20 protein-coding genes are annotated in these 25,108 nt (G+C 69.6%); 7 read left to right on the top strand and 13 right to left on the bottom strand.

The genetic code is table 11. The annotated features are described in order from the left end of the window. Positions 1-142 precede the first annotated feature (142 nt). Complete coding sequence (locus tag OG496_RS47945) at positions 143-871, top strand: FadR/GntR family transcriptional regulator (RefSeq protein WP_405975373.1); 729 nt, start codon at positions 143-145, stop codon at positions 869-871. 196 nt (positions 872-1,067) lie between these two features. Here the strand turns inward: OG496_RS47945 and OG496_RS47940 are convergent, their stop codons facing one another. The 7 genes from OG496_RS47940 to OG496_RS47910 form a co-directional block, all read right to left on the bottom strand. Then, positions 1,068-1,535, bottom strand: coding sequence for a DUF4231 domain-containing protein (locus tag OG496_RS47940; protein WP_405975372.1), 468 nt, complete (start codon positions 1,533-1,535; stop codon positions 1,068-1,070). A gap of 47 nt (positions 1,536-1,582) precedes the next feature. Then, positions 1,583-4,597: an alpha-mannosidase gene (locus OG496_RS47935; RefSeq protein ID WP_405975371.1), complete on the bottom strand. Its 3,015-nt coding sequence runs from the start codon at positions 4,595-4,597 to the stop codon at positions 1,583-1,585. A gap of 56 nt (positions 4,598-4,653) precedes the next feature. Then, positions 4,654-6,720: an endo-beta-N-acetylglucosaminidase gene (locus tag OG496_RS47930; protein ID WP_405975370.1), complete on the bottom strand. Its 2,067-nt coding sequence runs from the start codon at positions 6,718-6,720 to the stop codon at positions 4,654-4,656. After that, complete coding sequence (locus OG496_RS47925) at positions 6,717-7,961, bottom strand: glycosyl hydrolase (protein ID WP_405976850.1); 1,245 nt, start codon at positions 7,959-7,961, stop codon at positions 6,717-6,719. Before OG496_RS47925 ends, OG496_RS47930 begins: the two co-directional genes overlap by 4 nt. Before the next feature lie 64 nt (positions 7,962-8,025). Further along, a complete protein-coding gene (locus OG496_RS47920) occupies positions 8,026-8,928 on the bottom strand; it encodes a carbohydrate ABC transporter permease (RefSeq protein WP_405975369.1) in 903 nt (300 codons plus the stop codon). Then, positions 8,925-9,812: a carbohydrate ABC transporter permease gene (locus tag OG496_RS47915; protein ID WP_405866112.1), complete on the bottom strand. Its 888-nt coding sequence runs from the start codon at positions 9,810-9,812 to the stop codon at positions 8,925-8,927. Before OG496_RS47915 ends, OG496_RS47920 begins: the two co-directional genes overlap by 4 nt. An 8-nt stretch (positions 9,813-9,820) precedes the next feature. After that, positions 9,821-11,113 (bottom strand): ABC transporter substrate-binding protein, encoded by a 1,293-nt coding sequence (locus tag OG496_RS47910; protein ID WP_405975368.1) that lies wholly within the window; start codon positions 11,111-11,113, stop codon positions 9,821-9,823. Between the two features lie 271 nt (positions 11,114-11,384). Between OG496_RS47910 and OG496_RS47905 the strand changes: the two genes are divergently transcribed. Next, complete coding sequence (locus OG496_RS47905; RefSeq protein ID WP_405976849.1) at positions 11,385-12,392, top strand: LacI family DNA-binding transcriptional regulator; 1,008 nt, start codon at positions 11,385-11,387, stop codon at positions 12,390-12,392. A gap of 71 nt (positions 12,393-12,463) precedes the next feature. After that, entirely contained in the window at positions 12,464-13,267 is an 804-nt protein-coding gene (locus tag OG496_RS47900; RefSeq protein WP_405975367.1) for an SAM-dependent methyltransferase, read from the top strand. An 88-nt stretch (positions 13,268-13,355) separates the two neighbouring features. On the opposite strand, the gene OG496_RS47895 is transcribed toward OG496_RS47900, so the two are convergent. After that, the gene (locus tag OG496_RS47895) at positions 13,356-13,904 is read right to left on the bottom strand and encodes an ATP-binding protein (RefSeq protein WP_399390148.1); all 549 of its coding nucleotides are present in this window, start codon (positions 13,902-13,904) and stop codon (positions 13,356-13,358) included. A gap of 216 nt (positions 13,905-14,120) precedes the next feature. Between OG496_RS47895 and OG496_RS47890 the strand changes: the two genes are divergently transcribed. Together OG496_RS47890 and OG496_RS47885 are read left to right on the top strand one after the other, a co-directional pair. Then, positions 14,121-14,372 (top strand): DUF397 domain-containing protein, encoded by a 252-nt coding sequence (locus OG496_RS47890; protein WP_033279071.1) that lies wholly within the window; start codon positions 14,121-14,123, stop codon positions 14,370-14,372. Positions 14,373-14,532: 160 nt separating this feature from the next. Further along, positions 14,533-15,438, top strand: a complete 906-nt coding sequence (locus OG496_RS47885; protein ID WP_405975366.1) for a helix-turn-helix domain-containing protein — start codon at positions 14,533-14,535, stop codon at positions 15,436-15,438. Positions 15,439-15,459: 21 nt separating this feature from the next. Here the strand turns inward: OG496_RS47885 and OG496_RS47880 are convergent, their stop codons facing one another. Continuing rightward, positions 15,460-17,007, bottom strand: coding sequence for an alpha-L-fucosidase (locus OG496_RS47880; protein ID WP_405975365.1), 1,548 nt, complete (start codon positions 17,005-17,007; stop codon positions 15,460-15,462). 22 nt (positions 17,008-17,029) lie between these two features. Further along, on the bottom strand, positions 17,030-18,904 hold the full coding sequence (locus tag OG496_RS47875; protein ID WP_405975364.1) for a family 20 glycosylhydrolase: 1,875 nt from the start codon (positions 18,902-18,904) through the stop codon (positions 17,030-17,032). A 305-nt stretch (positions 18,905-19,209) separates the two neighbouring features. Here OG496_RS47875 and OG496_RS47870 point away from each other — a divergent pair, with 305 nt between their 5' ends. Beyond that, positions 19,210-20,553, top strand: coding sequence for an amidase (locus OG496_RS47870; RefSeq protein WP_405975363.1), 1,344 nt, complete (start codon positions 19,210-19,212; stop codon positions 20,551-20,553). 47 nt (positions 20,554-20,600) lie between these two features. Here the strand turns inward: OG496_RS47870 and OG496_RS47865 are convergent, their stop codons facing one another. Further along, positions 20,601-21,083: a GNAT family N-acetyltransferase gene (locus tag OG496_RS47865; RefSeq protein ID WP_366491788.1), complete on the bottom strand. Its 483-nt coding sequence runs from the start codon at positions 21,081-21,083 to the stop codon at positions 20,601-20,603. A 56-nt stretch (positions 21,084-21,139) separates the two neighbouring features. Next, positions 21,140-21,313, bottom strand: coding sequence for a hypothetical protein (locus OG496_RS47860; protein WP_266865392.1), 174 nt, complete (start codon positions 21,311-21,313; stop codon positions 21,140-21,142). Between the two features lie 965 nt (positions 21,314-22,278). Between OG496_RS47860 and OG496_RS47855 the strand changes: the two genes are divergently transcribed. Beyond that, complete coding sequence (locus tag OG496_RS47855; RefSeq protein WP_405975362.1) at positions 22,279-23,595, top strand: glycoside hydrolase family 16 protein; 1,317 nt, start codon at positions 22,279-22,281, stop codon at positions 23,593-23,595. Positions 23,596-23,639: 44 nt separating this feature from the next. Here the strand turns inward: OG496_RS47855 and OG496_RS47850 are convergent, their stop codons facing one another. Further along, the gene (locus tag OG496_RS47850) at positions 23,640-25,103 is read right to left on the bottom strand and encodes a DUF6351 family protein (protein ID WP_405975361.1); all 1,464 of its coding nucleotides are present in this window, start codon (positions 25,101-25,103) and stop codon (positions 23,640-23,642) included. Between the last annotated feature and the right edge of the window lie 5 nt (positions 25,104-25,108).

Raw genomic sequence — 25,108 nt, 5'->3', positions numbered from 1 at the left:
GTGTTCGAGCAGTTGCCGGAATATTTATCAGACCACTTCGGGGCTACAACACCCTCAGGAGCCAAAAATTCGCGGTTTCTGGCCGTAGTGGTCCGACCACATCCGTGACTAGACTGCGCGGACCGGCGACAGGAGGAGTGGCGTGGACGAGACCCTGCCGAGCGAGACGGAACCGGGGGCCGCTGCGCCGAAGGGCACGGTGACGCAGCGCGCCATCGACTCGATCAAGGCGTTGATCGGCGAGGGCCGCCTGGAGCCGGGGCAGCGGCTGCCCACCGAGCGCGATCTCGCGGCCCAACTGGGCATCTCCCGCAGCTCGATGCGCGAGGCGATCCGCGCGCTCACGGTGCTGGGCGTGCTGGAGGCGCGGCACGGTTCGGGCATCTACGTCACGCAGTTGGAGGCCGGCGACCTGCTGGAGACCTTCGGTGTCGTCGCCGATCTCTCGCGGGGCCCGGGTCTGGTGGAGCTGCTGGAGGTCCGCCGCATCCTGGAGTCGACGGCGACGGCCCTGGCCGCGGCCCGCATCACGCCGGACCAGCTGGCCGAGGTCGAGAAACACCTCACGGCGATGAACGCCACCGACGACCCGGAGGAGATCCTCGCCCACGACCTCGCCTTCCACCGCGAGATCGCGGCCGCCGCCGGCAACGACACCATGGCCGCGATCCTGGAGGGCCTGTCGTCCCGGACGTTCCGGGCCCGGGTCTGGCGCGGCTACCAGGAGGAGGACGCCTTCGCCCGCACCCGCCGCGAACACGCCGCGATCCACCGGGCGTTGGTCGCCCGCGACCCGGAGGCGGCCCGCGCGGCGGCGGCCTCGCACGTGGGCGAGGTGGAGGAGTGGCTGCGGGCGCAGCTCGGGGCGTAGCAGCGGGGGTTCGGAGCCCGGGGCGACTAGTTGGAGGGCACCCGCGCTGTCCTGGCTTTCAGGCGCCTGCGGCGAACAACGGAGGGTACCTCCCCTGAGCCGGCACTCAGACGCCCGCGGCGGACAACGAAACACACCCGCACGGTCTCGGGGCGCCCGCAGCGAGCAGCGCAGGACACCCGCCCCGTCCCGGCATTCACGCGCCCCCGGTGGGCAGCGGCGGTTCGCCGCGTTGGCCCTGGACCTCCGCCCATCCGCGCAGTTCGCTGGTGCCCACCTCGTCTATCGCCCGGTGCAGGGCGGCCCGCGCGTTCGCGTCGCGCTCGCTCTGCGGGAGCAGCAGGTAGTGGTCGATCGCCCGCCGCAGGCCCTCCCGTGCCTGTGCGGCCAGGACCCAGCGCGAGCCGGGGCTGAACAGCTGGCGCATGCCGGTGAAGAAGACGGCGCTGCCCGCGATCAGGGCGGTGAGCCAGGCAGGCGCGTGCAGTCCCGCCGCCACGACCGTCGCGGACGTGGCGGCGAGAGCGCCGAGTTCCGTCGTGTAGTGCAGCCACCTGGCCCGGTCGCACGCCCCCGCGTAGAACTCCAACTCCTGCCGGGCAAGCCCCAGGAGAGGATCGGGTTGGGAGGCCCAGGCCTGGCCGACGGCCGTTCTTCGTCTCATCGCCACATCATCGGGCGATCACGGCCGCCGGCGAAAGGCGTTCCGGCTCAGGACCGCCGAAGCCGCAGCGTCACCAGCTCGAACGGGCGCAGTCGCAAGGTGAGTTGATCGCCCTCGCGGGTCACCTCCTTGGCGTCGGCCGACGGCCGCTCCAGCAGGTCTACGACCTCCACCGCGTCGAACTCGAAGCCCACCGTCAGTGTCGCCCTCGCCCGTCCCCCGTGCGCCTCGTGGAACCGCACCACGACGTCACCGCTTCCGTCGTCGGCGAGCTTCACCGCCGTGACGACGACCGCGTCCCGGTCGACGCTCACCAGCGGCGCGACCTCCTGCCCGCCCTCGACCCGCCGCTCCGGCAGGTTGATCCGCCACCCTTCGCGTACGGCGTCGCCGATGCCCGCCCCGGGCACCAGTGCGTGCCGGAAGCGGTGGACGCCCTGGTCGGTCTCGGGGTCCGGGAAGCGCGGGGCGCGGAGGAGGGAGACGCGGACCGTGGTGGTCGTACCGTTGTCGCCGTCGCCGCGGACGGTACGGGTCACGTCGTGGCCGTACGTCGAGTCGTTGACGACGGCGACGCCCCAGCCCGGTTCCTCCATGTGTACGAAGCGGTGGTTGCAAGCCTCGAACTTGGCCGCCTCCCATGAGGTGTTGGTGTGCGTGGGCCGGTGGAAGTGCCCGAACTGGGTCTCGGACGCGTACCGTTCGGCGTGCACGTCCAGCGGGAAGGCGAGCTTGAGGAACTTCTCGGTCTCGTGCCAGTCGACCTCGGTGTCGATGAGCAGCCGCCGTTCCCCGGGGGCCAGGGACAGGAGTTGGGTGACCTTGGACGCGCCGAAGGACCGTTCGATCCGGACGGCGTTCCCGTCGGCCACGACCTCGTCGGCGTCCGTGAGATCGGTGACCGTGTTGCGGTAGAACTCGTCGACGTCCCAGGCGTCCCACATGTTCGGGAAATCCGGGTGGAGTTGGAGCAGGTTCGCGGCCCGGCCCGGGGCGATCGTCTCGCGGTCGGCCTCGATGTCGTAGGCGGAGACGACGAGTCCCCGGCCGTCGATCTCGACGCGGAGGAGGCCGTTCTCCAGTACGTGTCCGCCGCCGACCCGGGTCGCGAGTGCCGTCTCGCCCTGGACCGCCGGGGTCTGGGCGCCGCCCGCGGGGACGCCTTCGCGGCTGTGCGGCGCTGAGTTGAAGAGGAGGGGGGTCGTGCCCTCCCCGGCCAGCGCGCGCTGGGCCGCGTCGATGATGCCGTTGAGTTCCGCGGCGATCCGCTCGTAGGTCCGGCGGGCCTCGCGGTGCACCCAGGCGATGGACGAGCCGGGCAGGATGTCGTGGAACTGGTGGAGCAGCACCGTCTTCCAGATCCGGTCCAAGTCCTCGTACGGGTACGGGAATCGGGCCCGGACGGCAGCCGTGGCCGCCCACAACTCCGCCTCGCGCAGGAGGTGTTCGCTGCGTCGGTTGCCCTGCTTGGTCTTGGCCTGGCTGGTGAGGGTGGCGCGGTGGAGTTCGAGGTACAACTCGCCCACCCAGACCGGGGGTTCGGGGTACTCGGCCTCGGCCTTCTCGAAGAACTCCTTCGGCGTCTCCCAGGCCACGGTCGCGGAGCCTTCGAGGTCGCGCAGGCGGGCCGCCTTGGCGACCATCTCGCGCGTCGTGCCGCCGCCTCCGTCGCCCCAGCCGGTGGGGGCGAGGGAGTGCCGGGCGACGCCCTTGTCCTTGAAGTTGCGTGCCGCGTGGGCGATCTCGCGGCCCTGCATGGAGCAGTTGTAGGTGTCGACGGGCGGGAAGTGGGTGAAGATCCGGGTGCCGTCGATGCCCTCCCAACGGAACGTGTGGTGCGGGAACTTGTTGGTCTGGGACCAGGAGATCTTCTGTGTCAGCAGCCACTTGGAACCGGCCGCCTTGATGATCTGCGGCAGTCCGGCGGCGAAGCCGAAGGTGTCGGGCAGCCAGGCCTCCTCGTTCTCGATGCCGAACTCGTCGAGGAAGAACCGCTTCCCGTGCACGAACTGACGGGCCATCGCCTCCGAGCCGGGCATGTTGGTGTCCGACTCGACCCACATGCCACCGGCCGGCACGAACCGCCCGTCCGCCACCGCCTTCTTGACCCGCGCCCACACCTCGGGCCGGTACTCCTTCACCCAAGCCCACTGCTGCGCCTGCGACATGGCGAAGATGAAGTCGGGCTCGTCCTCAAGAAGGGCCGTCATGTTGGACGTTGTGCGCGCCACCTTTCGGACCGTCTCCCGCAACGGCCACAGCCACGCCGAGTCGATGTGCGCGTGCCCGATCGCGCTGATGCGGTGCGCGGACGGGACAGCGGGCGTCGACAGAACGGCCGCGAGCTGTGAACGGGCGCGCTCCGCCGTGCCGTTGACGTCCTGGAGGTCGACGGCGTCCAGCGCCTTCTCGATCGCCCGCAGGAGGTCCCAGCGGCGGGCCGAGTCCACGGGCAGCTCGGCCATCAGCTCGCCGGCGACCTCCAGGTCGAGGACGAGGTTCCACACGTTCTCGTCGAGGACGGCGAGGTCCATGCGGGTGAGCGTGTACTGGGGCTCGCTGCCGGCGGTCTCCTTGTCACCCAACTGCGTGGGCAGGAAGGGGTGGTAGTCGAGGACGACGGGGTTCGAGGCGGCCTCGATGTGCAGCCGCACCTCCTCGCCGCCGGCGACGGGCGCCCCGATCCTGACCCACTGGTTGCGCGGGTTGAGACCCTTCACGGGGGTGCCGTCGGGCCGGTAGACGAGGCCCTCGCACTGGAAGCCGGGCATGTTCTCGTCGAAGCCGAGGTCGAGCAGCGCCTCGACGGTCTTCCCGGCCCACTCCTGGGGGACGGTCCCCGTGACGCGGAACCAGCTCGTACCCCAGGGAGCACCCCACCGGGCACCCACCTCGATCGGTTCGGATGTGCCCGCGAGCCCCTCGGACACGGGCACCGGCTCGTCGGGCGCGTGCCAGACGGCCACCTCCAGCGGCACGGACTCGGGGTACACGGCGGGGCGGATGCGCTCTTCGAGGACGCGCTTGAGGCGGGCTTCGACCAGGCTGCGGTCGTCATGCATGCGGGGTGCTCCGTAGCTCGGTTGCGGGTTGGGTCACGGGTGTTGCCAGTCGGGTGTCACCAGGTGTGCGCGACGGTCACGGGGGCCGACGCTGTGTAGAGCTCCCCTGTCGCGCGCAGTTCGAACCACGCCTGCTGCTCACCCTGTTCGGCCTGCAGCCCACCGACGAAGAAGGCGAGCTGGCAAGTGCCGCCGAGGAAGCGCCGGGTGCCGTCGGGGAGGAGCCGGTGAAGGGTGTACTGGCGCACGGCACCGGGCGCGGCGTCCCAGGCGAAGCGCAGGTCGCCTCCCGTGGCGGCGGTGATCCGCAGGTCGGAGGGCTCGGCGGGCAGCTGGGTGTCGTTGACATCGCGAACAGCGAGACCGCCGAGCCGCCAGTTCACAGTGCTCCCGCTCGCATCGGCCGCGGTGAGCCGTACACCGATCGCGTGCAGCGTCCCGGAGAGCCCTGTGAGCGGCACGGTCACCGTCTTCCACCCGTTGACGTCCGTCACAGCCCGCACGCCGTTAACCGAGTTCACAGGCAGATACGTGTACGGCGGTGTCGACCCCGCTGTGCTCGGTTCGGCGGTGGCGACGGCCAGCTCGATATCCACACTGCCGCTGCCACTGTCGGTGCGGAAGGTCAGGTCGACCACCGTGTCATCACCGATCGGCAGCTGTGAACCGTACACATCCACCGTCGCCGGTTGATCGAGTACACCCGAGACCAGCACGCTGCTGCCGCCCCGCCACGCGTCCGCGAAGTCGAAGGTCACCGTGGGCCGTTGCCCCGCCGTCCGCACCACCCACCGTCGCGACGGCAACCGGTCCTGCAGCCCCAGGTGGTTCCATGCCGTGTCCGAGGTGACCACCCCGTCCTCGTACCACCGCAGCCCGTGCCCGGTGTTGAAGACGCTCGCGAACGGCAGTGCGCCGCCCACCGTCGACCGGTCCGCGACCGACACGGCCGGCGCCCGCCAGGTGTCCGTGCTGTCCGGACTCGACGGGTCGAGCGAACGCCCGGTCCAGAACCGGTCGTCGGCCGCGTGGAAGTCGCCCGGGGTACGGCTCGCGGGCAGATGGTTGCGGGTCCACTCGGGCCGGTAGAAGCCGATCGACGTGACGTGCGCCTTGGTCGTCGGCACCATCGCGTCCCAACTCACCGACGTACTGGACCCGTTGGACTCGACGTCGACGCCGGCCCACAACTCGTAGCGGCTGCGCCCGAGTCCGTCCGCCTTGGTCCCGGAGGCCGCCAGCGTGCTCGTGCTCCACCGGAAGTCGATGAACATGTCGTCCGCGGCCTGGAAGAACGCCTGGTTCGACGTGTTCAGCGCGCCCTGCCAGCTGACCGTCCCGTTCACGGTCATCGCGTCGTACCAGGTGACCCGCTGCCCCTGCGCGGCGGCCAGGGACTTCAACTCGCCCACGAAGCCCTGCATGTCCGTGCCGAGGGCGGTGTTCCCGCCGCTGGTCTCGGCGTTGACGAACCAGCCGTCGAAGCCGTACGCGGCGGCGACCGCGACGAGTTGGGCGGCCAGCGGGTAGTGCCCGGCGGAGTCCTTCTGGACCAGGTCGCGGGTCCACTGGAGCTGTCCGCCATAGGCGACGGGCGGCAGGAAGATGTTGCCGAGGACGGGGACACCGTGCCGGTGGGCGGCGTCGACGATGGGCGCGTTGGGGGCGAGGATGATGCCCTCGCCGGAGGAGCCGCCCCAGAAGACGAGTTCGTCGAGGTAGGACCAGTGGGTGAGGGCGTAGTAGTCGGCGGTTGCCGCGCCCTGCGAGGGGTTGCTCGACGTCGGTCCGAAGGAGACCAGGGACTGGATGCGGGCCTGTCCCGAGCGGGCGGTGCTGTTCGCGGGGGTCGGGGTGAAGCGCGCGGCCAGGGGGACGGCGGCCGCGTTGAAGGCGAGGTCCGCGTCCGAGGCGGCGGTCCAGGTCTTCAGGCTGTTCCAGGTGATACCGGTGCCCGGGGTGCCGGAGGGCAGCGAGTCCGGGTACCAGTAACTGGCGTACGGCTGACCGGTGTTGGCGACGGCCTGCGGGGCGGCGAAGGCGGGCGTGGGCAGTTGGGGCAGCAGGGTGGCCGCCGCGCCGGCGAGCAGGACGGTGCGTCTGGTGGGGCCTTGGGGGTTCACGAGCTGGTGCCTCCTTGTGGGGTGGGGAGTACCTGTTCGGGAGTGACGACTTCGGTGATGCCGCGCGCGGCGAGGTGTTCCTTGTCCTCCGCGCGCACGTCGAGGACGGTCGCCGGACGGACTCCGTCGGCGACGAGTCGGAAGTAGGCGTCGAACACCGGCCCGCCGGGACCGCAGCCCGAACGCACCGACGGATCGGCGGGCACGACGAGCGCCGTGGTGCGGGTGGCGGGCGTGTACGTGGGCTCGCGGGCCGCCTCCGCCAACACCAGCGCGATGTCCTTGGGTTGGCGGTCGTTGGTCAACAGGCCCAGCCCGTATTCGAGTTCGGGGAAGTCCGCGAGGTCGCGGGACACGTCATGTGAGCACCACCAGGTGATGCCCCAAAGGTCCGGGCAGTCAAGGACGTTGGCGATGGTCGCGGAGGCGAAGTCGGCCGCGTGCTCGGCGGGTACGAGGGGCTGGGGCGCGCCGACCTCCTGGAGCCAGACGGGCCGGTGCGGTTCCTCGGCCCAGGCCTTGCTCAGCTCGATCAGGTACGCGGCGTGGTGCTCCGAGGGGACCGAACTACGGCCGTGGCGTTGGGCGGTGCCGTTGAAGACCCAGGAGTGCACGGCCGTCATCGCGCCGTGCCGGGCGGCCTGGGCCGGGGTGAACGGCATGTCGTCCTGGTACCAGGTCGCGTCGTACTCGGCGTGCAGATGCGGCTTGCCGGGCGCACCCTCCGCACAGGCCGCGAGCATCCGCCCCAGCCAGGCGTCGATCTGCTCCTCCGTCGCCCGGTCGGGGTCCGGATGAGGGCCCGCCGAGAACTGGTTGACCTCGTTGCCGAGGGTCATGCCGATGAAGTTCGGGCGGTCGGCGAGGGCGGCGGCCAGCGTGCGCAGGTAGGCGGCCTGGCCGTCGAGGACGTCCGGGTCGGTGAAGAGGTTGCGCCGATGCCAGGTCCGGATCCAGGCGGGCAGGTAGTCGAAACTGCTCAAGTGCCCTTGCAGACCATCGACGTTGACGTCCAGCCCGCGCTCACCGGCCGCGTCCACCAGCTCAACCAGTTGCTCCACGGCCTTCGTTCGGATCAGGGTCCGGTTGGGCTGGAAGTAGGGCCACAGCGGGAAGACGCGGATGTGGTCGAGGCCCAGCTCGGCGATCGAGTCGAGGTCGGCGCGTACGGAGTCGAGGTCGAAGTCGAGCCAGTGGTGGAACCACCCTTGGCTGGGCGTGTAGTTGACGCCGAAGCGCACGGCAGAAGACATCGGGATCCTGGTTCTGTAGTGCGTACGTGGGGGAAGTCGGCGCGCGTAGGTCTCAGCCCTTGACGGCCCCTTCGCCGACGCCCCGGAAGAAGTACCGCTGGAGGCAGGCGAAGAGGGCGATCAGCGGTGCCACGGCGATGACCGTGCCGGCGGCCACCAGGCGTTCGTCGTTGGCGAAGGTGCCGTGCAGGTAGTTGAGGCCGATGGTGAGCGTGAACTTGGACGGGTCGCTGAGCACGATGAGCGGCCACAGGAAGTCGTCCCAGGCACCCATGAACGCGAAGATCGCGACGACCGCGATGGTCCCCTTCACGGACGGCAGCGCGATCCGCAGGAACCGCTGCCACACGTTGGCGCCGTCGACGAAGGCAGCTTCCTCTATCTCGTACGGCAGGTTGAGGAAGGCGTTGCGCATCAGCAGGACGTTCATCGCACCGATGCAGCCCGGGAGGACCACACCGATCAGGGTGTTGTTGAGGCCCAGCTCCCGCATGGTGGTGAACTGGGCGATGATGATGCCCTCCACCGGCACGAGCATCGCGAGGATGAAGACGAGGGTGGCCACGCGGCGGCCCCGGTAGCGCAACCGGGCCAGGGCGTACCCCGCGAGGGCCGAACCGACGCAGTTCGTCACGACGTTGGCGGTGGCGACCTTCAGTGAGTTGAAGGCGTAGTCCCAGACGGGGATGGTGTCGGCGACCCGCTTGTAGTTGTGCAGGGTGGGGTGTTCGGGCAGGAAGGTCGGCGGTGAGCTGTAGATGTCCTCGGTCGGGCCCTTGAGCGAGGTGGACAGCTGCCATACGAAGGGCCCGACGGTGATGGCGAGGACGACGAGCAACAGCGTGTAGCGCAGGGCGAGTTCCCAGACGCGGATGCGGCGGCCGTGCTCGTCGGTGATGCGGGGTTCGCGAACTGCCGTTTCCTGGACGGGCCTTGTGCGCTCGATGACGCTCAAGCGTCCTCCTTCCGGTCGGCCCGCAGCACGAGCAGCATCAGGGCGACGGTGACGACGAAGACGACGACCGAGAGCGCGGAGGCGTAGCCGACGCGGCCGGTCAGGCCGGTGCCGGTGCGCTGGACGAGCATCACGAGGGTGGTGTCCTCGCCGGCCGGTCCGCCGCTCGGGCCCGCCATCAGGTAGACCTCGGAGAACACCTTGAAGGCGGCGACCGAGGACAGCGCCCCCACCAGCACCATCGTGGAGCGGACGGCGGGCACGGTCACCGTGAAGAAGCGGCGCACCGCGCCCGCGCCGTCGACCGACGCGGCCTCGTGCAGTTCGCGCGGCACGCTGGCGAGTGCGGCCAGATAAATGATCATGTAGTAGCCGAGGCCCTTCCAGACCGTGACGGCCATGGCGCTCAGCAGGAGCAGCCACTGGTCGCTGAGGAAGCCGATCTGTCCGACGCCGATCGTCTCCAACAGCGAGTTGACCAGGCCGCGTTCGTCCAGCAGCCACACCCAGATCAGCCCGACCACGACGATCGAGGCGACGACGGGCGTGTAGAAGGCGGACCGGAAGAAGGTGATGCCGGGGATGTTCTTCTGCACCAACAGGGCGAGCAGCAGCGGGAGTACGACGAGTGCGGGGACCACCCCGACGATGTACAGGGTGCTGTTGCGCAGGCCGGTCCAGAACATGTCGTCGTGCCACAGCTCGCGGAAGTTGGCGAAGCCCACGAAGTGGCCCGGGATCAGGGTGCGCCGGTCCGTGAAGGAGTTGATCACGGTGGAGGCGAAGGGGTAGAGCACGAAGGCGCCGACGACGAGCAGCCCGGGGGCGGCGAACAGCCAGGGACTGGTGGGCAGTTGGCGCCGCACGCGGGACACGTCGGCCATGGGGACCCTCAGCCTTCCTGCTGGAGCAGCGTGTCGCACTGCTTGACAGCGTTGTCGAGAGCCGTCTTGGGGCTCTCCTTGCCTTGGAGCGCCTTGGCGACCTCGTTGCGCAGCGCGGTCTTCATCTGCTCGCTGAACAGCACCGGCGTGTAATTGACCGCGTTCTTTAGGGACTTGGCGGCGGCGATCCGCACGCGTGTCTCGTCGGTGCCGTCCTCCTTGGTGAAGTACGGGTCGTCGAGGGAACCGGCGGTGCTCGGGAAGATGGCGACCTTCTTCGCGAACGACATCTGTTGCTGGGCGTCGGTGACGTAGTGCGCGAAGGCCACGGACGCGGGGGTGTGCTTGGTCTTGGAGTTGACCATCACGCCCATCACGTACATGTTGACGTGCCCGGTGCTGGTGATCTGGTCGGTGATGCCGATGTTCTTGTACAGGGTGGGCGCCTGCTTCTTGAAGTTGTCGAGGTCCAGGGCGCTGCCCGGGTTCATCGCGACGGCACCGGTGAGGAACTTCTTGCCGGACGACTCGGGGGTGGCGGTCAGCGCCTGCGAGTCGAGGGCCTTCGCGTCGTACAACTCCTTGTACTTGGTGAGGAGTTCGATGCCCTTCGCGTCGTTGAAGGCGAAGGCGGTGCCCTCCTTGTTCATGAGCTCGACGCCGTAGCGGCCGAAGTCCTCGACGGTGGGGACGTTGGCGAGGGTGGCGACCTTGCCGTCGGTCTTCTTGGCCAACTGGAGCGCCTGGGCGAAGAGTTCGTCGTACGTCTTCGGCGGCTGGTCTGCGTTGAGTCCGGCCTGCTCGAAGAGGGACTTGTTGTAGAAGAGCGGGCCGGTGTTGAGGTACCAGGGGAAGGCGTAGGTGCCGGTCATGCCCGGTATCTCGTGGCTGGCCCAAGCACCCGGCAGGTACTCGCTCTTGTACTTCGCGGCCGACTTGTCGAGGTCGAGCGCGAGGCCCGCCTTGGCGAGCGGGGCGACGAGGTCCGGGGAGACGTTGACGACGTCGGGCAGGGTGCCGCCGGCGGCGTCCGCGCTGATCTTGTCGGCGTAGCCCTCGGCGGGCTGGTCGATCCACTTCACATGGGTGCCGGGGTACTTCTTCTCGAAGCCGGAGATCACGCCCTCAAAGTACGACTTGAAGTTGGCGCGGAGGTTCCAGGTCTGGAAGGTGATGTCGCCCTCGACCTTGCCCGAGGCGTCGGTCGAACCGCCGTCGTCTCCCCCGGAACCGCAGGCGCTCAGCGGCATGAGGACGACGGCGGCGGCAGCTGCGGCGAAGGCTCTGCGGGAGATGCGCACGGCGAGTGGCTCCTTTGCAGTGGGGGTTGGCCAATCGTGCCGGGGCAGACCTTGCACGCTGTGCGGCGGGCGAGTCAATGGATTCCGCTCAGCTAAATTCATTAGTTGGCCTGATCCGGCCAACTGCACAGGTCAGCGAGGTGCGTCCGCATTCTTGCGGTGGATCACTAATGCGCTTTAGGGTGTGCGGACTCAAGCGCATTAGTGCGCGGCACCGGTGGAATGGAGAGCAGGCTTGTCAGGCAAGCGGTCGCCCGCGCGTCGGCCGACGATGAAGGACATCGCGCAGCGCGCCGGCGTGTCCGAGAGCGCGGTCTCCTTCGCGCTCAACGGCCGGCCCGGCGTCTCCGAGATCACCCGCGACCGGGTGCGCCGGGTCGCGGAGCAGCTGGGCTGGCGGCCCAGTACGGCGGCGCGGGCGCTGTCGGGGGAAGGGGCGGCGACGGTCGGTTTCGTCCTCGCCCGGCCCGCGGACACCCTCGGCGTCGACTCCTTCTTCCTCCAACTCGTCTCGGGCATCCAGGAGGTGCTGGCCGAACGTCATCTCGGTCTGCTCTTCCAGATGGCCGAGGACGTCGACGACGAGTGCGCGGTGTACCGGCGCTGGTGGGCCGAACACCGCGTGGACGGCGTCCTGGTGGCCGATCCGCGCACCGCCGACCCGCGACCCGACCTCCTCGACGAACTGGGCCTGCCCGCCGTGGTGATCGGCGGCGCACCCGACGAACGGCACCCCGGCCTGTCGACGGTGTGGGCCGACGACGCGGGTGCGATGACCTCTGTCGTCGACGAGTTGTCCGCGCGCGGCCACCGGCGGATCGTGCACATCGCCGGCCTGCCGGGCCTCGCGCACACCGAGCGCCGCATCCGCGCCCTGCGCGCCGAGGCCGCGCGCCGCGGGCTGACCGAGGTGCACTCGGTGACCACCGACTACTCGGACGCGGCCGGCGCCGCCGTCACCCGCCGGGTCCTCGAAGTCCCCGCTCCCCCAACGGCGTTGATCTACGACAACGACGTGATGGCCGTCGCCGGGGTGGCCGCCGCGACCGAACTCGGCTTCTCCGTACCGGCGGACGTGTCGGTGGTCGCCTGGGAGGACTCCGCGCTGTGCCGCATGGTCCGGCCGTGGCTGTCGGCCCTGTCCCGGGACAGTGTGGAGTTCGGCCGTACGGCGGCCCGGGAGTTGACCGCTCTGCTGGACGGCGGTCCGGCGCGCACGGTGCGGGTGCCGGTGCCGCGGCTCATCGAGCGGGACAGCACGGGACCGGCAAGGGCATGAAAGGGGGCGTGTCCCCCGTTTCGAGTCCGAATCGCCGGACACCGCCGGGTACTTCGTGTGAGGCTTTGCCCATGACCTCCGAAGACCCGCTGGCCGACCGGCTTCAGCTCGACCGGCCGCATTCCGCCCGTGTGTGGAACTTCCTCCTGGGCGGCAAGGACAACTACGCCGCCGACCGCGAGGCCGGCGAGATGATCGTCCAGATGTTCCCGGACATCGCCCTGCTCGCCCGCCTCCAACGCCGCTTCCTGGTAAGGGCGGTGCGCTATCTCGCCGAAGAGGCGGGCATCCGTCAGTTCCTCGACATCGGGACCGGCCTGCCCACCGTCGACAACACGCACGAGGTCGCGCAGCGCATCGCGCCCGAGAGCCGCATCGTGTACGTCGACAACGACCCGCTGGTGCTGGTGCACGCGCAGGCGCTGCTCACCAGCACCCCGGAGGGCGCCTGCGCCTACCTCGACGCCGATGTGCGCGACCCCGAGGGAATTCTCGAAGTCGCCGCCCAGACCCTGGACTTCAGCAAGCCGATCGCGCTGACGATGCTGGGCATCCTGGGCCAGATCCCGGACTCGGACGAGCCCGAGTCCGTCGTGGGGCGCTTCCTGGACGCCCTGCCCCCGGGCAGCTACCTCGCGCTGAGCGACGGCACCGACACCAACGCGGCGCTGAACCAGGCGATTTCGGTGTACAACGCCAACTCGGCCAGCTCGTACCACCTGCGCAGCCCTGAGCGGATCGAGGCGTTCTTCACGGGCCTGGAGGTCATCGAGCCCGGCATCGTACCCACCTCGCAGTGGCACCCGGAGCCGGTCGACGTGGGCCGCGACCCGTCCGACGTGGACGCGATCTGCGGCATCGGCCGCAAGGTCTGAGCACCAACACGGAAGAGGGGCACCGGAGTTACCGGTGCCCCTCCTTCTTTTCTCATGCCGCTCTCGCCAGAGGCGTGTATCCCTCGCGTCAGATCCGGAACAACGCCCAGACCGTCTTCCCGCCGCCCGCCCGCAGGTTCCAGCCCCACGACTCGCTCAGCGCGGAGACCACCTGCAGACCGCGCCCGGACTCCGCGAACTCGTCGGGGTGCCCCTCCACGGGTATGCGATCGCTGTCGTCGGTCACCGCGCACACCGCGTACGGCAGCCGGTCCCACACCGCGAGCCACAGTGAAGGCTGCGGCTCCGCAAGGGAGTTGGGGGCCCGGCCGTAGCGCAGCGCGTTGCTCACCAGTTCCGACACGGTGACCGTCATGTCGTCGACGAGTTCGTCACCGGCCCGGTCGGCGAGCGCCGCGCGGGTGAACTCCCGTGCCACATGGGCCGACTGAGGCATCGGCGGCACGACCAGGACGGAGCAGAGAGCGGGGTCGCGCCCGTCACCGACGGCGGGGACCAGGGTGACGGTCCGCCCCGGCTCGGGCGGGCCCACCTGCTCGACGGCCCGGCACAGCCACTCCCAAGTCCCCTCGATCCGCAGGGTGTCGACCGGTCGTACGACTTGCTCTGCGGACATCGCGACCCCTGAGACCCCTGGGAAGAGAGAACAACTGCGCGCACTACACCTGTCCGGAGCATCGTCCTCCGCCTGCCCCTGCGAACGCAAGTGCATCGGCAATTACCGCTGCAATTGCAGACGATCTTGCGGGCGGTCTCCCCGAGGGCTATCGTCCTCCACATCACCAATGGGTGCAATTGAAGCTGCAATTGCATTCGATCTTCCGGGGGAGCGATGAGGCCTCACATAGAGCACGCGAACGGCATGTCGGCGACCCTGCTGAGCGACGCGCAGTGGCGCAAGAGCCACCACAGCAACCCCGAGGGCAACTGCGTCGAGTTGGCCGCGCTCTCCGACGGTCAGGTCGCCGTACGCAACTCGCGCCACCCCGAAGGTCCGGCGCTCGTCTACACCAGCGCCGAGATCTCCGCGTTCGTCCGCGGTGTGAAGGACGGCGACTTCGACGGCCTACTCCCCGGCCGTTGAGGTCAGGCAAACCCGCGGATTGGCCGGAAGGCGCCGGACACAGGCCGGCACCTTCCGGCTCCTTCACTCCCTGTAGTTATCCGGAACCTCGGTGCTACGATCCTCTTTTAAGTCCCGAAAACTTGCGGACGGTATCGGCGCGACCGCCGAGGGGATGAACATGACTGCAGCTCAACCGGAATACGCTCCCTCGGGTTCGGACGTGCTGAGCCTTCAGCGCGGCGGTCCGACGGTCCAGCGCATCATGCTGGGCACGCGACTGCGCCGCCTGCGAGAGTCCCTCAACATCACCCGGGACACGGCCGCTTCGGCGATACGCGCCTCGGACGCCAAGCTCTGCCGCATGGAGCTGGGCCGCGTCGGCTTCAAGGAGCGCGACGTAGCGGACCTGTTGACTCTCTACGGCCTCCACGAGCCGGACGCGCGCCAGGAGTTCCTCGACTCGGCCCGCCGCGCCAACGAACCCGGCTGGTGGCGCGCGTACGGTGACGCCTTCCCGACCTGGTTCGAGCAGCACCTGGGTCTGGAGGAGGCGACCTCCCTCATCCGCACCTACGAAGTGCAGTTCATCCCGGGCCTGTTGCAGACCGCCGCGTACGCCGAGTCCGTCATCCGGCTCGGCCGGCCCGTCGACACCCCGGACGCGATCCAGCGCCGCGTCGAACTCCGCATGACCCGGCAGGAGTTGCTCACCAGACCCGGCGCGCCGAAGCTGTGGGTCGTGGTGGACGAGGCCGCGCTGCGCCGTCCGCTCGGCGGCGCGGACGTGATGCGTGAGCAGCTGCGGCACCTCATCGAGACGGCCGCCCTGCCGAACGTCACACTCCAGGTGTTGCCGTTCCACGTGGGCGGCCACGCCGCCGCCGGCGGTCCGATCACCGTGCTGCGCTTCCCGGTGCCGGACCTGCCGGACATCGTCTACCTCGAACAGCTCACCAGCGCCCTCTACTTGGACAAGCCCGACGAGGTCGACCGCTATCTCGCGGTCATGGACCGGCTGAGCATGGTGGCCTCACCGGCCCCCGAGTCGGTGACCTTCCTGGAGAAGCTCCTCAAGGACATGTGAGGCCGGGCGGCCTCCGGCCGCTCAGACCCGCGACCGGTACAGCCCGAACTCCGCGATCCGTACGGTGTCCCGGGCCGCCGTCACACGGACCCGCCATCGCCGGGCGCTTACCGGCGCGGCCAGCAGCAGGATGCGGCTCGCACCGATCGTTCCGGCGCGGGTCACCTCGGTCCAGCCCCCGTCGACGTAGGCCTCGATCACGAAGGCCTCGACCTGCTGGCCGCAGCGCGCTGTGTCCTCCGCCAACCGGACGCGGTCGACGGCCCGTTCGACGCCCAGGTCGACGGTGACCCGGCCCGGCGAGACCGCCGTCCGGGCCCCGCGCGCCAGGTCCTCGGGCAGCTCCCGGTCCACGCGCTCGCGGAACTCGCGCAGGCGTGCCACGTCCGGGTCCGCCAGCAGGCCGTCCGTGTCCGGTGGCACGTTGAGCAGCAGGACCGAGTTGCGGCCGACCGAGCCGAAGTAGATGTCGATCAACTCGTCGACGCTCTTGGGGACTTGGTCCGGGTGGTAGAACCAGCCGTCGTGGATCGACACATCGCACTCGGCGGGCCACCACTGCAGATAGTCGGTGTTCGGCTGCGCCGAGACGAGCGCGCTACGGCTCCCCTCGTCGGGGGTGTCGTACGACAACGCCCAGTCCGTGCGCCCGTATTGCTCCTCCTTGACCGGGAGGACGCTCCACTCGTCGTCCCGCGCGATACCGCCCTCGTTGCCGACCCACCGCACGTCCGGGCCGGTCACGGCGATCGCCGCGTCCGGGGCCAGCGACCTGACCAGGGTGTACCAGCTGTCCCAGTCGTAGTCCTCGACGTGGCCCGGCGGGATGCGGCCCTGGGCGCCGTCGAACCAGACCTCGTCGATCGGGCCGTACTCGGTCAGTACTTCGTAGAGGGTGTTGAGCATGTGGGCGCCGTAGTCGGTGGCGTCCAGCGTGTAGAAGGCGTCCGGGGTGCGGTCGTCGCCGTCGACGAGTGTCGGGACGGTACGTGTGACGCGTGCGCTGCCGTTGGCGTAGACGCCGTGGAGGTACTGGTTCTCGTCGGCGGGCGAGAGGTAGACGCCGGCCTTGAGGCCGTACCGCCGCATGGAGTCGGCGAAGGAGCGCAGTACGTCGCCCTGGCCCGCACGCCAACTGCTGTACGCGACCGTGTGGTTGGTGTAGCGGGAGGGGTAGAGGACGAAGCCGTCGTGGTGCTTGACGGTGAGGATGGCGAGCTTGAAACCGCCGTCGCGCAGGGCACGGGCCCACTGGTCGGTGTCGAGGCCGGTCGGCTGGAACACGTTCGGGTCCTCGTCGCCGGTCCCCCACTCCAGGCCGGTGAAGGTGTTCACGCCGAAGTGCAGGAACGCCGTCCGCTCCAGCTTCTGCCAGGCCACCTGCCGTGCGGTGGGCCAGACTTGGGAGGCCTTGCGGACCAGCTCGGCCTCGGTGTCGTCGGGACTGACGGGGATGCGGGAGCGGGAGTCGGACGGGGTCGGAGTCGCCGCGAGGGCGGATGCCGTGGCGGTGCCGGTCGCGGCGAGGGCGGTGGCCGAGAGGACGAAGAGACGTCGGGAGAGGGCCATGGGGTGGGACTCCTCTGGTTGCTCAGTGGGCGGTCAAGTGCCAGGTGGCGGGCTGGTGTTGGTCCGGTGGGTACTGCACGAGCCGGCCGTCGTCCGCGACGCTCAGCGCCATCTGCGTGATCGCGTTCACGAGCCGGTAGCCGCCCGCCGTGGGCGCCAACTCCCAGCGCTGCATGGTGTTCGCGGCATCGCAGGGCTGCGGGGTCGCCGAAACCCCGGGCTGGAGCGGCACGTTGAGGGTGAGCTTGCCGCCCTGCACCTCCAGGCAGCCGTCGGCGGTCCGCAGAGTCGCGTAGCCGTCCGGCGTGCGCTGCACCGTGGCGTCGAAGGAGGCGGAAGTGGAAGCGGTAGTCGCGCCTGTCGTCCGGAAGGTGTACGTCCCGTCCGTCACCGGTACCCGTGTCAGGTCCCGCCACCCGGGCGCGTGCCCAACTGCCGTTCCCCGGGCGGTGAATGCCGCATACGTGGCGTCGGGATGCGGATCGCCCCAGGTCGCCTGGGCGAGGTGCTGTAGCGCGGGCTCGGTGTCGGTGGCGACTTCGTTCTCGGTCTCGCCGCGGCCGTTGTCGGGCCAGAGGCTGATCTTCGCGCCGGTGATGCCGTCGCTGGAGGTGAGCTTCTCGCCCTCGAAGCTGCGCGGGTCCCAGCTCTGCTCGTACAGCGCCTCGGTGTCGCTGTGGAAGCCGCCGCGGACGAGGTAGAGGGAGTAGGCCGCGTTCATCAACGGGTAGCCCTCGGCGATGAGTTGGCTCGGTTTCTCCGTGACGTTGAGCCAGTGCTCGACCGTCGTGCCCGCTGCCACCGGCACGGTGTTGGCGCCGGTGAGTCCGTCGTTCCAGATGCGCAGCTTCTTGCCCTTGCTCGCGGCGTAGGCCTGGACGCGGTTGATGAAGTCGATGTAGGCGTCCTGCGGGGTGGCGGTCGCGCCGTACTTCTCCTGGGCGTAGCGCAGCATCTGCGGGTACTTGGAGTAGTCGGAGCCGAGCATGTACTCGTCGGCGCCCATGTGCCAGGACGTCGCGGTGAAGACCTGTGCGTACTCGTCCATCAGGCTCGTGTAGTAGTCGAAGGCCGCCTGTTGCGTGACGTCGAGCCGGGCGGGCTGCTTGTTGCCGTCGCTGTCGGTGAGTTGGAGATCGGGACGGTTCTCTATCCACGGGTCCATGTGGCCCGGGGAGTTGATCTCGGGGATGATCTCGACGTGGTACTTGTCGCCGAGGGCGACGAGGCGGCGCATCTCGTCTGGGGTGTAGTAGCCCCAGGTGTTCGCCTCGGGGTGCGCGGCGCTCTTCACCTTGAGTTCGAGGAGGAGTTGGTTGAGCTTGTGGTACGCCATCTCGCGCACCAGGTTCTCCAGCCAGGGCAGGGAGATGTGGATGTAGCAGGCGCAGACGCCGACTCCGCGTTCCTTGTAGCGCGGTACGTCGACCGTGCGTCCGGCGGGAATGCGGTCGCCCTGCGCGAGCAGTTGGAGGAGGGTCCGGGTGCCGTAGAAGGCGCCGGTCTCGGTCGCGCCGGTCACCGACAGGCGTTTGCCCGCCTGGAGTTCATAGCCCTCCGCGCCCAACGAGGCCTTGGTCGGCCGGACTTCGATCACGATGTCACCGGGGCGGGTGACACCGCCCCGCACTACGGGCACTCTTCCGTGACCGGCCGCCTTGAGGTCGTCGGCGAGGGTGTCGGCGACCTCACGCTCGCTCCTGCTGTCGGCCACGAGTCGGGTTCCGGGCCCGAAGTCGTAACTCCCGGGTTGAGGCGCCCAGTTGGTCAGCGCGGGCACGGTCACCGGCACCGCCCGTTCCTGCTGGGCCGCGACCGCCGGCGCGGGTGCCGCGAGCAGTGCGAACACCGCCGCGAAGCCGATGAACCGGAACCGTCTCTTCCTGCGCTCAGCCATGCCACTCCACCGGTCGCGATTGATCGGAGGACTGATAATTGGACTGTGGCCAGGGACTGTCAATGGGCGCCGGGAGGGGTCAAGTTGGGCCATTGATCGGATGACCAGCAGGTCATTCGGCGCCCGCCCTGTACCGGCTCGCGAAAAGTCCAACAAGACGGCCTCGAATGTCCAAGACCGGCGGCCCTTGGTCTTCCATCACCAGCGGCCCTTGGCTTTCCACACCCGGTCACCTCTCGACGCGCCGCCCCGGCCGAGGCACAGTTCTCCCTACATACTCGCGAGTAGTGAGAAGGAGCGCGCCCGTGACCAGCTGGGTCGGCCGTACCGCCGTCGAGATCGCCACCGCCGTACGCGAGAAGCGGGTCACGCCCCGCGAGGTGGTGGTCGAGCACCTCGCCCGGATCGAGCGGCTCGACGGACGGATCGGCGCGTTCCGGGTGGTGCGGGCGGAGGCGGCGCTCGCGGAGGCCGACGAGGTGGGCGCGCGGGCCGATCTGGCCGAACTCCCGCTCGCGGGCGTGCCGGTGGCCATCAAGGACAACCTCCCGGTGACCGGCGAGTCCAACCGGGTCGGCTCCGCCGCGACCCCGGACACGCCCGCCGACCACGACCACATCACCGTGGCCCGGCTACGGGCGGCGGGTGCGGTGGTCGTAGGGCTCACGAACGTGCCCGAGCTGTGCATCTTCGGTACGACCGAGGGCGTCCACGGCACCAGCCGCAACCCGTGGGACACGACCCGCACGGCGGGCGGTTCCTCCGGCGGCAGCGCGGCCGCCGTAGCCGCCGGCATGGTGCCGATCGCGCTCGGCAACGACGGCATGGGCTCGCTGCGCATCCCCGCCGCCAACTGCGGCCTGGTCACCATCAAGCCGGGGTTCGGGGTGGTCCCGGCCGGTATCGGCGACGGCGACTGGTTCGGAATGTCCGAGAACGGACCCCTCGCGACGACCGTCGAGGACGCCCGGCTGATGTTTTCGGTCATCGCGGACATCGAGGTCGTACGCCCCGACGAGCCCACTCCTCGGAAAGTCGCCGTCTCCGTACGCAGCCCGCTCGCCGGAGTCGCCGTCAGCAAGCCGTATACGACCGCCGTGCGGGAGGCGGCCGGACTGCTGAACAAGGCCGGGCACACCGTGCACCGCGCCGATCCGCCGTATCCGCTGTCCCTGAGCACCACGTCCCTCGCGCACTGGACGGCCGGCACCTCGGTGGACGCGGCGGGGCTCGACCCGCGGAAGCTGACGCGGCGGACCCGGGTGCACGCGGCGATCGGGCGGCGGTTCGTGAAGAGCGTGCGCACCGGCAAGGGCCGGGAGCAGTTGCGGGAGCGCCTCGCACCCTTCTTCGCCGAGCACGACATCCTGCTGACGGCGGCGCTGGCCCGCCGCTCCCCCAAGGCCGGACCGTGGCACGAGCGGGGCTGGCTCCGCAATGTGCTGGCGAACACCAACTACTCGCCGCTGACGCCCCCTTGGAACCTCACCGGCTGGCCGGCCATGTCGGTCCCGTTCGGCACCCTGCCCTCCGGCGCGCCCTGCGCCGTACAGCTGGTGGGGCGGCCGGGGTCGGAGGCGGCGCTGCTGGAGCTGGCGGAGGAACTGGAGAAGCTGCGGCCGTGGGTGCGGACGGCGCCGCTCGACTGAAAGGCGCCCCTGGAGGTGCTTCTCGAACGCGCCTCCAGAAGGTGCTTCTAGAGGGCGCGGTACATGACGTGCAGGCCGACGCGCCCGTCCCGGGGATGCTCGAACGCGTCCGGCACCGTGCCCAGGATCGTGAAGCCGAGGGAGAGCCAGAGCTTGACGGCGGGGTTGGTCTCGACGACGGCGTTGAAGACCATGCCTCGGAAGCCCTGGTCACGGGCGGTGGTGAGGATGTGTTCGGCGAGGGCGCGGCCGATACCGCGGCCGCCGTGGTCGGGGTCGACCATGAAGCCGGCGTTGGCGATGCGGTCGGCGGGGCCGCCGTAGTTCGGGGTGACGAAGGCCGAGCCGACGACGGTCCCGGTCTCGTCCTCGGCGACGTACACGCGCTTCGGCGGGGACATCCACAGGGCCCGGGCCGCCTCTTCGGAGGTGTCCCGGGCCCAGGTGTAGGTGTCGCCTGCGGCGACGATCCGGTGCCAGAAAGGCCAGATCCGCGGCCAGTCGTCGGCCGCGGCTTCTCTGATCAGCATGGGCGTGATTTTCGCACGCCCATGCTGTCGGCGATCGCGAAGGGTCCCTGCGGGGGTCAGTCCACGCTGGGCAGGATGTGGGGCTCGGCGAGGTCGTCCTCGTAGCCCGCGAGTCGGATGGGGGCGGACCGTGCCCACACGGCCAGGCTGCCGAGCTCGTCGGACCGGTGGCCCGCACGCTCCGTGTGTTCCTCGGGGCGTTGCTCGCGATTCGTCTTCTCCGGTGTCACCGCGCACTCCTTATGTGTCGGGTCACCCTCGGGGCACAGCCGGCCGTCTCCGGTCCGGTACCTGGCCCGCTCGGGCGTGGGTTGAAGGCAGTTCGGACGCGGTGGCGCCGGTTACTCGTGTGAGAGCAGGCCGTTGTGACCGGCTTGTCCCGGGACGGACCATGGGTGTGGGTGGGACCCCTTGTCGCTGTCCGTCTGCCTCAGGTTAACCAAATGAGCGACCCGCCGCTCGATGGGGCTGAAAACATGGGGTAAAGATTAGAGACATGCAGCCACCGGCTCTGGCCGGTCCGGGCCCGATGGGTTCCCGGAGTCGGTGCGCATCGCGCGCACGCCGGTGCGGGCCGGGGTGATCTGACGAACGTGGAGCGGGTACGGCCGGCAGGCACATCCCTCGCAGCGGTTGCCTTCGACTCCTGAAGCCGCTGTGCGAGGTCTACGGGCGGCGACGAAGGCCGTCGCCTGGACGACAGGACCTCCTTTCTACCGCCGCCATCACAGAACCGCAGCTCAGCGAGCCGAGGCCGCGCTCGGCCGCTCGCCGGAGAGCGCTCCACAGCCCGGCAGAGCTTGGTTCGGACCATTTCCAGAGCTCCATAGAGCGTCGCCAGGAGACCCGCTCCTCAACCGATCACGTTGAAGCCATTGACGCATGAAGAGTCGCGCCGGACACTCCTGCATTGAAACGGCGATTGCCGCCCGGTGAGCAGCCAACTCGGGCTTGTCCCACACGACATGGCGGATCGTCCGTGTTCAGCCGCGCGCACCAGGCTCCACAGTGCGGCGGCGTCGACGCAGAGGAGGACAACGAAGAACCGCAGACTCATGATCACCTTGAGAGCGCTCTCAAAGATGTCAGCAGACCATGTCGCCAGACGACGGAGACGACCTGCTCCCCAGCCCCGCCAGGAGGCAGGCCCCTGCAGCACTCCCATCCCGCATGCTTGACAGGGAGAACCACAACGATGACAACCTCCCCACCGCGCGCCGGTGCGCCGGCCGGCAGACAGCGAACCGTCCCCCTCGTTCTGGGCAGCGCTCTGGTGCTGCTCATCGGCGCGCTCGCAGGCCTGATCGGTACCGGCGGCAGCGCCTCGGCGGCCGTACCCGGCGCTCCGACCGGCTGGACCACCCTCTTCTCAGACGACTTCAACGGCGCGTCCGGCAGCGCGCTGAACCGGACCGACTGGCTGTACGACCTGGGCACCAGTTACGCCGGAGGTGCCGCCAACTGGGGAACGGGCGAAGTCGAATCGGCCACCGACTCCACCAACAACGTCTACCAGGACGGACAGGGACACCTGGTCATCAAGGCTCTCCGCGACGGGTCCGGCCACTGGACCTCGGGTCGTATCGAGACCCAGCGCACCGACTTCGCCGCCCCGGCCGGCGGACAGCTGGAGATGAGCGCGTCCATCCTGCAGCCCAACCCGGCCAGCGGACTGGGCTATTGGCCCGCGTTCTGGGCGATGGGCGGCGCGGCCCGTCCGGTCGGCGCGACGAACTGGCCGAGCATCGGCGAGTTCGACATCATGGAGGACGTCAACGCGCTGAGCCAGCACTCCACCACCTTCCACTGCGGCGTGTGGGCGGGCGAGTGCCACGACCCCGACGGCATCACCAGCAATCTTCAGCCGTGCGCGGGCTGCCAGACCGGCTACCACACGTACTCCGCGATCATCGACCGCACGAACACCGCCGCGGAGCAGCTCCGCTTCTACCTCGACGGCAACCTGACCTTCACGGTCAATGAGAACCAGGTGTCGGTCGCCACGTGGCAGGCGGCCGTCGACCACGGATTCATGGCCATCTTCGACCTGGCGATCGCCGGTTCCTATCCCGACAAGGTCTGCGGCTGCAGTTCGGCCGCACAGGCGGGCAGCATCACATCCGGTGCCGCCATGAGCGTCGACTGGTTCGCCGTCTACCAGCAGAGCCCGGGCGGGAGCACCACCGGCGGCACGACGACCGGCGGCACCACAGGCAGTACGGCGGGCGGCAGCACCGGCGGGACCACGACGACGCCGGACTACACCGCCGGGGTGACCCACGTGAGCGCCAGTCAGGCGCAGATCACGTTCGTTCCGACCACACCCGCGGCGTACGTCGATGTGCACTACCTGGTCAACGGTGCCGGTCAGCAGAACTTCCGGATGACCAACAGCGGCGGCACCTGGACACAGAACGTCACGCTCGCCACCGGTTCCACCCTGACCTACTGGTTCACCTACGAGAAGAACGGGCCTCAGTACGACAGCCCGCACTACACCTACGTTCAGTGAGCCTCTCGGGCTGGTCCGACCGGACCAGCCCGGGACCCAACCGTTCAGGGGGCGATCCCCACTCCGTCGATCCGGCTCCACGCCCGCTCCTGCTTCGCGGTCATGGCGGGCCAGGCGAGCCCGCCCGGCCGGGGGCGGATCCGTGACGCGTACGGCGCGGGGTGGAACGCCGGGTCGTAGAAGCACCCGCTGCCGTACTTCCGGTCGAAGGCCGCGCACGATGCCGCGACCGAGCGCGCGGTCGGCTTGCGTCCGTGGCGGACCCAAGTGTCCAGCGCCGCAATGGAGTTGGCGTACTCGGAGTCGCTCAGCGCGCTGTGCTCGGTCTCCTTCGTGAAGGTCTGGACGAGGTTGCCGCCCCGGCCGGCGCCCTGGAGCGTGGCGCGGTAGGCCGCCTCGTGCTCGACGAAGGCCGTCGGGTCGTCGATCGCGTGCATCGTGAGGACAGGGATGGAGACCTTGCCGGTCAGGTCGCTGTCGTAGGAGAGGTCGCGGCGTGCGGTGGGGTCGGCCGAGAACCGCTCGACGCCCGCGTTGAGTGCCTTGTCGTCGTGTGAACCCGAGTACCGCACACCCTTGTTGGTGAAGGGATTACGGCCGCCGAGGCGGGTCGACACGATGTCCCGGAACGTGAAGGTGGCGAACCGCAGATGTGACTCCAGCGCGCGCTCCGGGATGCGGGTGACGGCGAGGATGTCGTCGAGGTTGCGCTGCTGGAGCGCGGTCCGCTCGGTGGGGGCGGAGGCGAATCCCGTGCACTCCTGCAGGCGGGCGCGGAGCCCGGCGCTCGTCATGGTGGAGTCCGCGCGCAGCCCCTGCCACAGCGGGTACTGCGGCTCGGTCGGGCGGGGGTGGTTGTGGCAGTAGTACTGGTAGACGACCCGGAGGTCGACGCGGTAGTCGTAGCCGCGCGAACCGCCGCCGAGGACACCGCTCGTGAGCAGGACGCCGTCGTAGGCGCCGGGGTGTCGGCCGTAGGTCTCCGCGACCTTTGCGGCCACGTCGCCGCCCCAGGACTGGCCGTGCACATAGGTCCGCCTCGGCTTGCCGAACTCCGAGACGAACAGTTTTCGTACGTTCTCGGTGTCGGCGGCGGCCATCCGGGTGCCGTAGCCACCGCGGCGGTACGACGAGCCGGCCCAGGCGTAGCCCTCCTCGACCATCACCGCCCAACGGTTCAGATCGTCGGTGCTGCGTGCCGGGTCGGAGGAGGCGCCGAGGTCGGGTCCGCCGTGTGCGTGCACGACGAGGGATCCGTTCCAGCGGGTCGGCACGGCCATCGCGTAGTACGCCCCGTTGGTGTCCCGGCCGGTGTAACACGTCGCCTTTCCAAGGAGGTTGGGCGGGCAGGCGGCCACCGCGGGCCGCTCGGCCTGTGCCCGGGGCGCGGGGGCGTTGCCGAGCGTGCCGAGGAGTGCCGCGGCCACGCCGGCGGCCAGTACCGCCCGTCGGTAGCGAGGGGCCGGGCGTCTCCGGCGTAGCGGTACGGGCGGGTCAAGTGTCGTCACGGGAG

The organism is Streptomyces sp. NBC_00988 (assembly GCF_045162645.1).
Lineage (GTDB): Bacteria > Actinomycetota > Actinomycetes > Streptomycetales > Streptomycetaceae > Streptomyces.
This window is presented reverse-complemented; position numbering and strand designations above follow the sequence as displayed.